This window comes from Trinickia sp. (genome assembly GCF_057351765.1).
The window spans coordinates 1-6,218 of sequence record NZ_JBMRBK010000030.1; the positions used below are offsets into that span (position 1 = coordinate 1).

Genomic DNA, 6,218 nt, shown 5'->3' on the forward strand with positions numbered 1-6,218 from the left:
AGGTGATCGTAGGTGATCCCGGGAATCGAAGAGAGAACGCGGCGCGCTTCGGCGTAGACCGCTTCCACATTCTCTTCCTCGTTGAAGCAGGGCGTGACGACCGTAATGTGCTTCATGGCAAGTTGAAAACGAATCGACGATTGAGGATAAAAGCAATGACGCTAAGCGGGACGAGCGTGATTGCGTTGGCGATGTACACGTTTGGCCACAGGCCGAGCAAGAGGCGAACGCCACCCAGGTTCAGCAGGTAGATGACGATATAGACACCAACGAATCGCCAGAACCGTGAGCGCGGCGCACCATTGAAAACCAGGCGTCCGATGCTTTGGAAATTGAATAGAACGCCACCGACGGTCGCAAGACCGATCGCGGCAGGGTAGGGCATGCCGAAGTACGTGAAGGCGGCGAACAACGAATAGCCGAATACGGTGTTCAATCCACCCACGACCAAGAAGCGCAGGAGTTGCACGAACGTCGCCGCAGCGGTTTCGCGCTGAGGTAGGCTCACCGTGGGCTCACGGAGCGGGCTGCCCGTGCTTTCACTGTTGGTACTGGACATTTTCTTCGAGCGTTTTCCGGATACGGTTCTCGACGTCCACCGCACCCAGGCCATGGCTCTCCATGACGAAGGAATAGTTGCCGCACAGCGTACTGAAGCGGTCCTCGATCCCTATGCGAATGAACGTTCCCGTATAACGGCCCATCAGTGTTTCGGCCACGATGCCACCGAGCCCACCATAAATGGAGTGCTCTTCGAAAGTGACGATCCCCTCGCGCCCTTCAGCCAACTTGCGAAGCGATGCCTCGGGAAACGGCTTCAGGCACGACGCCGAGACGACGTCGGCCCCACCGATCGCCGCAGCGACCTTTTGAGCGAGCTTGACGCCGGAACCTGTCGCAACAAACAGATAGGGCGCAGTGCCGGTGCTCGATAGAGGCAGCAATTCGTTACAAGCTGAGGCGGGCAACGGAGCGCTGTGTACATCGCCCAGGTCGGCTTTGCCCATGCGCAAATAAGCTGGGGCTTCGCGCTGCAGAATCTGATCGAAGCATGCGTTCAGTTCAAAGCCGTCCGCGGGCGAATAAATGGAGATTTGCGGTACGGCGCGCAACGCCGCGATGTCTTCCGTGCTTTGATGGCTCGTTCCCAGCTGCGCGTAAACGACACCTGCGCCGTCCCCGATGAATGTCACCGGCAGATTTTCGTAGCAGACATCGATCTTGATTTGCTCGAGCACCCGGATCGGCACGAATGCCGCGAGCCCATAAACGATGGGCCGGAAGCCGGCTTTTGCAAGGCCGGCTGCGACACCCACCATATTCTGCTCGGCGATGCCGCAGTTCATATATTGGTCGGGGCAAGCCTTACGGAACGGATCGAACAAGGCGTATCCGTGATCGCCCGTGAGCAGCAAGACCCTCGGATCCTTCTGGGCCGCGGCAACCAGTGCGTTCGAGAAAGCGTCTCTCATGCTTTACCCCTGAGTTCGGACACGGCGGCCTCATAGGTCTGAGGCGTGAGGCGGGTGTAATGCCAAATGTTGTCGTTCTCCATGAACGACACACCTTTGCCCTTTACCGTTTTTGCGACGATAGCTTTGGGCCGACCGTTCTTCATGCTCTTCAAATCGCGATATGCCGCGTCAATCGCAGTCTCGTCGTGACCGTCGATCGTCGCTACATCGAAGTCGAATGCGGTGAACTTCGCCGCCACATTCCCGAGGCCCATGACTTCATCGGTCGTGCCCATCGCTTGAAACCCGTTTGCGTCGACGATGACAACGACGTTGTCGAGCTTGAACTGGGAGGCGAACAGAGCGGCTTCCCAGATAGCGCCTTCGTTCAATTCACCGTCTCCCACGAGGGCGTAGCAGATTTGGTCCGTGCCATTGCGTTTCGCGCCGAGCGCGAGTCCGACTCCGACCGATAGCCCGTGCCCGAGCGAGCCGGCAGTCGCCTCGACACCTGGCACATGAGCATCGGCAAGCCCCTTGAGGCGTGTGCCGTTCCCAAAATATCGCCCGAGCTCTTCATCCGACAGCCAGCCGATTTCATTCAGACATGCATATTGCGCCATGACGCCATGTCCTTTGCTGAGGACCATGTAGTCTCGCCCCGATGAGCGCGGATCGTCCTTGTCCAAGCGCAAGTGGTTCCGGTAGAGCACCGCCAGCAGTTCGACAATGGAGAACGCGCAGCCGATGTGGACCGTCGATCCTGCGTAGGCCATATCGAGAATAGTCTTGCGAATGCGTGTCGCGTCGAAGGCTTTCATTGCGTCACCGCCGTTCTGTTCCAGTTGATAGTTTTGGACAAGGCTGTTTCCAATCCGGTGTATTGCGCGAGGCCGAGTGATCTTCGGGCCTTCGATGTATCGGGCACGTAGCGGGGCGCATCCGAGTCGTTGCGCGCCGCGCTCGGCAGGCCCGAGTCCGTCGCTCCGCATAGGCGTTCGATCGTCTTCGCCAACGCGGCGATAGACAGCGCATCTTCCGAGCCGACGTTGTAGGCTTGGCCATTCTCTGCGTGAAGCAGCATGTGCAAAAGCCAAATGCAGGTATCGGCCATGTACAGATAGCTGCGCAGCGGCCGCCCGTCGCCTTTCATGCTGATGGGCCGGCCGGCAATTGCGTCGCGTATGAAATTGCCTGCTGCGAATGGGCCGTCTAGTGGAATGCCCGGACCGACGAGCGCATAGATTCTCGCGATGGCGACTTGTAGATCGCCCTCCCGGGCATACGTCGCCGCGAGCCACTCGGCTGCTCGTTTGCCCTGGCCGTATGCCGTGGCGGGGTCGAGCGCATCGGGCGCGCCCATATAGCTTTCCGGCATCTTTTCGACGGAGGGCGGCTGAGTACCATAGACCGCACCGCTCGAGGTCAGCAGTAAGCGCGCGACGCCGCTTTTTCGCGCAAAGTCCAGCACCCGTCGCGTGCCGGCGACACCGGTATCGAACATACGCAGAGCGTCGGCCGCCTTCTTCGTGTCGGCGACATCGGTGGCGGCATGGATGCAGAAATCGATGTGGCCTACATCTGCCTCGAAGGTGGTGACATCGCCTTCAATGAGCGTCACGCTGCCATCGTCGAACAGATGCGGTGCGTACTCGCGTGCCTTCGCGGCATTGCGGCTCAACGTGACGACTTCGACCTGTGAAGACGTCACGCGGTTGGCATGCTGAATGGCTTCGAGCAGCCACGAGCCGATGAACCCCGTGCCTCCGGTCACGAACAGCCGTGCCCCGTCGAACGCCGCCCACACGTCAGCGGTCTGTTCGACGATGAATTGCAAGTCGTCTTGGGGCAGCGGCTTACGCATGGAAACTCGGTTAGAAATTTACGCCGAGAAACGTCTCGATCTTTTCCGCAACGAAATCGAGCATCTCGCGGCCAAGTCCGGGGTAGACGCCGACCCAGAACGTCTGGTTCATGACGATATCGGTGTTCGTCAGGTCGCCGCTGACGCGGTATTCCCGTCCGATCATGTACGGCTGGCGCGTGAGATTGCCCGCGAACAGCAGGCGCGTGCCGATCTTGTTTTGATCCAGGTAACCGAGCAAGTCGACGCGGCGAACGTTCGCCTCGGGCTTGAGCGTGATCGGGAAACCGAACCACGACGGGTCCGAATTCGGCGTCGCGTGCGGCAGAATCAGGAACTCGGAGCAGGACTGCAGTCTGTCATGCAGATACGCGAAGTTGTCCCGGCGAGCTTTGATGAAACCTTCGAGCCGGTCCATCTGAGCGAGTGCACAAGCTGCCTGCATGTCGGTGATCTTGAGGTTGTATCCGAGATGCGAGTACGTGTACTTGTGATCGTAGCCTTCGGGCAGATTGCCGAGCTTCCAGCAAAAACGCTTTCCGCAGGTATTGTCTTTGCCCGGCGCGCAGTAGCAATCGCGTCCCCAGTCGCGGAAGGATTCCGCGATCAGCTTCAGATCGGCGTTATTGGTAAAGACAGCACCCCCTTCTCCCATCGTAATGTGATGGGCAGGGTAGAAGCTGAGCGTGCCGATGTCGCCGAAGGTGCCGACCAGTTGACCGTTGTACGTCGCCCCGAGCGCGTCGCAGCAATCCTCGACGAGCCACAGGTTGTGCTTTTTGCACAGCGCCGTGATGACTTCGAGGTTGTACGGGTTGCCCAAGGTATGCGCGAGCATGATCGCCTTGGTCTTCGGCGAGATTGCCGCTTCGATCTTCGAAGCGTCGATGTTGTAGGTGCCGAGTTCGACATCCACAAAAACAGGAATGGCGCCGAATTGAATGATCGGGTTGACCGTTGTCGGGAAGCCCGCAGCTACACCGATGACTTCATCGCCGGGGCGAATTGCGCGATCGCCAAGCTTCGGTGAAGTCAGCGTCGAGAACGCAATCAGATTGGCCGAGGAGCCGGAGTTCACCGTAATAAGATGGTTGACGCCTAGAAACTGTGCCAGCTTCTTCTCGAACGCGTCGTTGAACCGGCCCGTCGTCAGCCAGCCATCGAGCGAGGCTTCAACCATCAGCTCCATCTCGCGCGCACCGATCACTTTGCCGGACGGTGGGATGACGGTCTGTCCCGGTTCGAACGCCGGCTTTTGTGTCGCCATTTCGCCGTACTGGCGCACGAGGGCGACGATCTGCTCGCGGATCTGATCTTTGTTCATGGGCTTCAGGATTGAGTAAATTGATCTATCTGTTTGAGCGTGACGGCCCGCATGTCCTCTTGACGTGCGGCGGCCTTGTACCAGGCGACGATTTCGTCCAAGGCACGCTCGAGATTCCATCGAGGCTGCCAGCCGAGCCGGTTGCGTGCTTTCGAGCAATCCAGCTTCAGGAAAGTCGCTTCGTGCGGGTGCTCGTCGCCATCCAACGCCCAGCTAGCACCGTCTCCCCATTGGGACGTGAGGCGTTCGACAATAGCCTGGACGGGGCGCGCATCCGCATCGTTGGGGCCGAAATTCCATGCTTCGGCGTAGCGGCTTTGTTCCGAATACAGCTTTTCGGCAAGCAGCAGATATCCGCTGAGCGGCTCGAGAACGTGTTGCCAAGGCCGGATAGCGTGGGGGCTCCGGATGCGGACCCGCTCCTCGCGCATGATCGCTCGCATGATGTCCGGAATGAGGCGATCGGTCGCCCAATCGCCTCCGCCAATCACGTTACCCGCGCGGGCACTCGCGATGGCGACACCATGCGTTGCGTATGTCGACGGATTGAAGAATGAGCGCCGATAGGCCGCAGTGACGAGCTCCGCGCAGCCTTTACTGCTGCTATAGGGATCGTAGCCGCCCATCGCCTCATTTTCGCGGTAGCCCCATTCCCATTCGTGGTTCTCGTAGCACTTGTCGGTCGTGACGATGACGACAGATTTCACGCCTGGAACATGGCGAACCGCTTCCAGCACATGCACCGTGCCCATGACATTCGTTTCATAGGTCTCGACGGGGCTTGCATACGACTCGCGCACGAGCGGCTGCGCCGCCATATGAATGACGATTTCGGGCGAGGCCGCTTTCATCGCGTTCAAGACTGCATGTCGATCGCGAATATCGGAGATGACAGAGTCGATTCCGTCCGCGACGCGGGCCAGCTCGAACAGATTCGGCGTGGTGTCCGGCGCAAGGGCGTACCCCGTGACCTTCGCGCCGAGGGCCTGCAGCCACAGCGTGAGCCAGCTGCCTTTGAAGCCCGTGTGGCCCGTGACAAGTACCTTCTTGCCGCGCCAAAACGTTGTCGATTGCATCACCACACCTTCCATGGAGCCTTGCCGCTCTGCCACAGTTCCTCGAGGTGATTCTTGTCGCGCAGCGTATCCATGGGCTGCCAGAACCCGTCGTGTTCGTATGCGGCAAGCTCTCCGCGGCTCGCGAGCGTTTCCAGCGGCTCACGTTCCCAAACGCATTCGTCGCCGGGGATAAGGTCGATCACCCGCGGCGAAAGCACGAAAAAGCCGCCGTTGATCATCCCGCCGTCGCCTTTCGGCTTCTCCTTGAAGGAGCCCACTTTGTTTTCGCGGATATCCAACGCGCCAAAGCGGCCAGGGGGAAACGTCGCACTGAGGGTCGCCAACGTCCGCTGCTGCTTGTGGTATTCGATCAGCGACGTGATGTTGATGTCGCTCAATCCATCGCCATACGTGAAGCAGAACGCCTCTTCGTCTTTCACGAAATCCCGCACGCGGCGCAGGCGGCCACCGGTCATCGTGAGCTCGCCCGTATCCACTAGCGTGACTTTCCACGGCTC

General features: G+C 59.5%; 7 protein-coding genes. All 7 read right to left on the reverse strand.

The window, feature by feature from the left end:
* Nucleotides 1-112: 112 nt before the first annotated feature.
* Nucleotides 113-469 (reverse strand): GtrA family protein, encoded by a 357-nt coding sequence (locus tag ACO1XS_RS07350; protein WP_486390334.1) that lies wholly within the window; start codon nucleotides 467-469, stop codon nucleotides 113-115.
* Between the two features lie 70 nt (nucleotides 470-539).
* The gene (locus ACO1XS_RS07355; protein WP_331566965.1) at nucleotides 540-1,472 is read right to left on the reverse strand and encodes a transketolase family protein; all 933 of its coding nucleotides are present in this window, start codon (nucleotides 1,470-1,472) and stop codon (nucleotides 540-542) included.
* Entirely contained in the window at nucleotides 1,469-2,275 is an 807-nt protein-coding gene (locus ACO1XS_RS07360; RefSeq protein ID WP_486390335.1) for a transketolase, read from the reverse strand. Before ACO1XS_RS07360 ends, ACO1XS_RS07355 begins: the two co-directional genes overlap by 4 nt.
* On the reverse strand, nucleotides 2,272-3,318 hold the full coding sequence (locus tag ACO1XS_RS07365; protein WP_486390336.1) for an NAD-dependent epimerase/dehydratase family protein: 1,047 nt from the start codon (nucleotides 3,316-3,318) through the stop codon (nucleotides 2,272-2,274). Before ACO1XS_RS07365 ends, ACO1XS_RS07360 begins: the two co-directional genes overlap by 4 nt.
* 10 nt (nucleotides 3,319-3,328) lie before the next feature.
* Nucleotides 3,329-4,642, reverse strand: a complete 1,314-nt coding sequence (gene rfbH, locus ACO1XS_RS07370; protein WP_440559784.1) for a lipopolysaccharide biosynthesis protein RfbH — start codon at nucleotides 4,640-4,642, stop codon at nucleotides 3,329-3,331.
* 5 nt (nucleotides 4,643-4,647) lie between these two features.
* Complete coding sequence (rfbG, locus tag ACO1XS_RS07375; RefSeq protein WP_486390337.1) at nucleotides 4,648-5,718, reverse strand: CDP-glucose 4,6-dehydratase; 1,071 nt, start codon at nucleotides 5,716-5,718, stop codon at nucleotides 4,648-4,650.
* On the reverse strand, nucleotides 5,718-6,218 hold a 501-nt coding region (locus ACO1XS_RS07380), incomplete at its 5' end, for a sugar phosphate nucleotidyltransferase (protein WP_486390338.1). The genes ACO1XS_RS07380 and rfbG, both read right to left, overlap by 1 nt.

Bases quoted from the DNA above. Each gene is read 5' to 3' on its own strand.
- rfbG (WP_486390337.1), bottom strand. From the start codon at position 5,718: ATGCAATCGACAACGTTTTGGCGCGGCAAGAAGGTACTTGTCACGGGC.
- ACO1XS_RS07365 (WP_486390336.1), bottom strand. From the start codon at position 3,318: ATGCGTAAGCCGCTGCCCCAAGACGACTTGCAATTCATCGTCGAACAG.
- ACO1XS_RS07360 (WP_486390335.1), bottom strand. From the start codon at position 2,275: ATGAAAGCCTTCGACGCGACACGCATTCGCAAGACTATTCTCGATATG.
- rfbH (WP_440559784.1), bottom strand. From the start codon at position 4,642: ATGAACAAAGATCAGATCCGCGAGCAGATCGTCGCCCTCGTGCGCCAG.
- ACO1XS_RS07355 (WP_331566965.1), bottom strand. From the start codon at position 1,472: ATGAGAGACGCTTTCTCGAACGCACTGGTTGCCGCGGCCCAGAAGGAT.